The organism is Spirillospora sp. NPDC049652 (assembly GCF_040675125.1).
Lineage (GTDB): Bacteria > Actinomycetota > Actinomycetes > Streptosporangiales > Streptosporangiaceae > Spirillospora.
The window spans coordinates 1-3,941 of the sequence record NZ_JBFAOF010000700.1; the positions used below are offsets into that span (position 1 = coordinate 1).

At 72.9% G+C, this 3,941-nt stretch carries 2 protein-coding genes and 1 pseudogene; 1 reads left to right on the plus strand and 2 read right to left on the minus strand.

The features are described from left to right. Window positions 1–545 precede the first annotated feature (545 nt). Window positions 546–1,982, minus strand: coding sequence for a GuaB1 family IMP dehydrogenase-related protein (locus AB0J52_RS30905; RefSeq protein ID WP_500186230.1), 1,437 nt, complete (start codon window positions 1,980–1,982; stop codon window positions 546–548). 640 nt (window positions 1,983–2,622) lie between these two features. Here AB0J52_RS30905 and AB0J52_RS30910 point away from each other — a divergent pair. After that, a complete protein-coding gene (locus tag AB0J52_RS30910; protein WP_500186232.1) occupies window positions 2,623–3,543 on the plus strand; it encodes an Lrp/AsnC family transcriptional regulator in 921 nt (306 codons plus the stop codon). Window positions 3,544–3,644: 101 nt separating this feature from the next. On the opposite strand, the pseudogene AB0J52_RS30915 reads toward AB0J52_RS30910, so the two are convergent. Continuing rightward, window positions 3,645–3,941: pseudogene (locus AB0J52_RS30915) on the minus strand (Na+/H+ antiporter); the annotation flags it as partial.

Here is a 3,941-nt window from a genome sequence, read left to right on the forward strand (position 1 = left end):
CGCATTCTCGTCCGTCTCAGCCGCCTCCGTCCCCGTGTCCGTCGCGTTCGCTGGGTTCGCCCCGTTCGCGTCCGGCTCGGCATCCGCGTCCGGCGTCTCCGTCTCCGCGTCCGGCACCTCGGCCTCCGCGTCAGGCTCGGTGCTCCGGCGGCGCCGCCACGCCGGTCGACTCGTCATGGACGCTCCACTTCCCCTACGCGCTCAATTCAGGCACCGAACTACATTCAGGACGCGCGAAACCGGGCAGAGGTTGCGGGAGTAGCCGTCCGAATACGAGCAGTACTTAGTTACTTGCCACTGATGCCTAGAATAGGCACTTTGCCGTCGCTGCGCGCGTCCGGGCCGGGGGTCGTGCCCGAATTTTGATCATGTGTCTGCCCTCCGGCGACCGGGGATCTACGTCTCCGAGGGGAAAGAGTGCAGCCCGCCGCGGACCACGCGGGGAACCGTCCCCGGCATGTCGCGACATCCCCGGGCGGGCGTGCGAGAACGCCGCCGGCCTCGGAACGCTGGGGTCCCGGGGCCGGCGGCGTCGGCAGGTTGCTTTACCAGGAGGTGGCGAGCGGCATTCCCTCGGCGTACCCGGAGGACGACTGGACGCCGACGACGGCGTTCTCGTGGAACTCCTCCAGCGTCCGCGCCCCCGCGTAGGTGCACGAGCTGCGCAGGCCCGCCACGATCGAGTCGACCAGGTCCTCCACGCCGGGCCGCTGCGGGTCCAGGAACATCCGGGAGGTGGAGATGCCCTCCTCGAACAGGGCCTTGCGGGCCCGGTCGAACGGCGAGTCCTCGGCGGTGCGGACCCGGACGGCCCGCGCCGAGGCCATGCCGAAGCTCTCCTTGTAGAGCCGCCCGTCGGCGGCCCGCTGCAGGTCGCCGGGGGACTCGAAGGTGCCGGCGAACCAGGAACCGACCATCACGTTGGACGCCCCGGCGGCGAGCGCCAGCGCCACGTCCCGGGGGTGCCGGACGCCGCCGTCCGCCCAGACGTGGCGGCCCAGGCGGCGCGCCTCGGCGGCGCACTCCAGCACGGCGGAGAACTGCGGGCGGCCGACGCCGGTCATCATCCGGGTCGTGCACATCGCGCCCGGGCCGACGCCGACCTTGACGATGTCGGCGCCCGCCTCGATCAGGTCGCGGGTGCCCTCGGCGGTGACCACGTTGCCCGCCACGACCGGGACCTGCGGGTCGAGCCCGCGGACCGCGCGCAGCGCGCTGATCATCTTCTCCTGGTGGCCGTGCGCGGTGTCCACCACCAGCAGGTCCGCACCGGCCTCCAGCAGCGCCTTGGCCTTGCCCGCGACGTCGCCGTTCACGCCGACCGCCGCGCCGATCCGCAGCCGCCCGGAGGCGTCCACGGCGGGCTTGTAGAGGGTCGCGCGGAGCGCGCCGGTGCGGTTCAGCACGCCGACCAGGCGGCCCTCGCCGTCCACCACGGGGGCGAGGCGGTGGCCGCGCGCGTGCAGGCGCTCGAACGCCTCGCGCGGATCCACGCCCGCCGGCAGGGTCACCAGGTCGCTGGACATGATGTCGCGCAGGTTGGCGAAGCGGTCCACGTCCTGGCAGTCGGCCTCGGTCACGACGCCGACCGGGCGGTCGTCCTCGACCACGATGACCGCGCCGTGCGCCCGCTTGGGCAGCAGCGCCAGGGCCTCGCCGGCGGTGGCGGAGGGGGACAGCGTGATCGGGGTGTCCACGACCAGGTCGCGGCCCTTCACCCAGGAGATCACCTCGGTCACCACGTCCACCGGGATGTCCTGCGGGATCACGGCCAGACCGCCGCGCCGGGCGATCGTCTCGGCCATCCGGCGGCCGGACACCGCCGTCATGTTCGCCACGACCAGCGGGACGGTCGTGCCGCTGCCGTCGACCGTGGACAGGTCCACCTCCAGCCGGGACCCGACCGACGAACGGCGCGGGACCATGAAGACGTCGTTGTAGGTGAGATCGTGAGCGGGTCGCTCATCGTTCAGCAGGCGCACGGCTCTTTTACACACCAATCGTGGTTCTGACGGCTGGGCCACCGTACATTCTGCGACATACCCGGTCATGCATGAACCAAGCTCGCAGACCGGACGGTCAGGGATCGGACGGTGACGAAATCCTGGCTCGAAGGTGATCATTCGGCGGCCGGCCCCGCGGCCCTCGCACCCGCCCCCACCAGCATGGACATCTCTTCACTGGGCCCCTTCCGCGACTTTGCTCTCCGTGTGGTCACCACTTGACGTTCTTGCGCGCCCGATGCACTTTTCTTACATAGCCTCGCGCGGACGACTCACCCCCCCGTAGGAGGCGGCTCAGCAGAGGACCGGGAGTAGCGCATGTCGGTGACGCTCGTGGCCCCGGTCCGGCATGCCCGCCCCCGGGGCGGAAGTGACGATCGCCACGCCCGCGCGCGATCCGCCCGCGCGACGCCCGCCGCGCTTCGCCGGGGCGCGTTGCGTTGCCCCGCGCCCGGGCCCGGCACCCCATTCGTCGCCGTCCGGGCCGTACGCCGACGCTTCGACGGCGGCCGGGACCGGCGAACACGAGCAAGATCAATATTTGACGACAGACCGCCGTGAAATGGAATGATCTTGCAGTTCCGACAAAAAGTTTCATCGCATCGCGAGGAGGACAGCCGTGCTGGATGCGGTCGACGCCGTGCTCGTCCGCGAGCTCCAGCGGGATGGCAGAGCGACCTTCCAGGCGCTCGCCGACCGGGTGGGGCTTTCCCGCACGGCCGTGCGGGCACGGGTGCAGAGCCTGCTCGAGACCGGAGTGGTCCGGGTCGTCGGCATCGTGCACTCGGCCGTGGTCGGGGCGGAGGCGGTCGGCCACGTGTCGATCACCGTGGCCGGGCCGGCGCGCGAGGTGGCCGCGGCGGTCGCCGAGCGGCCCGCCGTGGGGTTCACCGCGCTCACCGCCGGGCCGCACGACCTGGTCGCCCAGGTCCGCACCCGGGACGACGCGGCGCTCGCGGCCGAGGTGGACCACATCCGCTCGGTCCCCGGGGTGGAGGCGACCGAGGTGTTCCGCACCGTCGCCACCGTCCGGGACGCGCACGCCGTGGTCCGGACCCTGGACCGGATCACCCTGGACGACATCGACTGGCGGCTGCTGCAGGAGCTGCAGCGCGACGGCCGGGCGCCCTACACCCGGCTCGCCGACATCATCGGGCTCTCGCAGGCCGCCACGCGCGCCCGCGTCGTCCGGCTGATGCGCTCCGGTGTCATCCAGGTCACCGGCCTGGCCGATCCGCTCGCGCTCGGCGCCGCCGAACTGGGCGGCTTCGGGCTGGTGGTGACCGGGCCGCTGCGCCGGGTCGCCGAGGCGGTCGCCCAGCAGGAGGGCGTGCGGTACCTGGCCACCGGGTTCGGCCGCTACGACGTCGTCGGCCAGGCCGAGGCGTCGACGCGGGCCGAGCTGGTCGAGGTCCTGGACGCCGTCCGCGCCGTTCCGGGCGTGACGGTCCGGGAGTCCTGGCACCACCTGGACGTGGTCAAGGAGTCCTACGCCGTCGAGCTGCCGGACAAGCCGCCGAACGGCACGGGCCCCGCCTGAGCCGTCCGGGGGCACCCGCTCCGTCCCGCACGCCGTGAGGGACACACCGTTCCGTCCCGGACCCCGTCCGGGACGGCTCGTCCACCCGCGCGCCCGGCCCGTCAGTCGCGCTGGAGGGAGGCCTCCTCCAGGTCGAGCTCGTGCAGGATCTGGGCCAGCACCGCGTCGTCCAGCCGCCGCTCGTCGCGCATCCGGATGAACGTGCCGCGCTCGGCCGCGAGCATCTCCCGCCGCAGCCGCCGGTAGGTCACGCTGGGGACCTCCGCGCCGCCCTGCCCCGTCCCGCCGCCGAGCCGCTCCCAGGCCCGCAGCTGCCGCTGCTCGGCCATGTGCCGCAGCCGCTCGACCACGTCCGGGTCGAGGTCCTCGGTCGCGGCCAGCTCGTCCAGCCGGCTGAT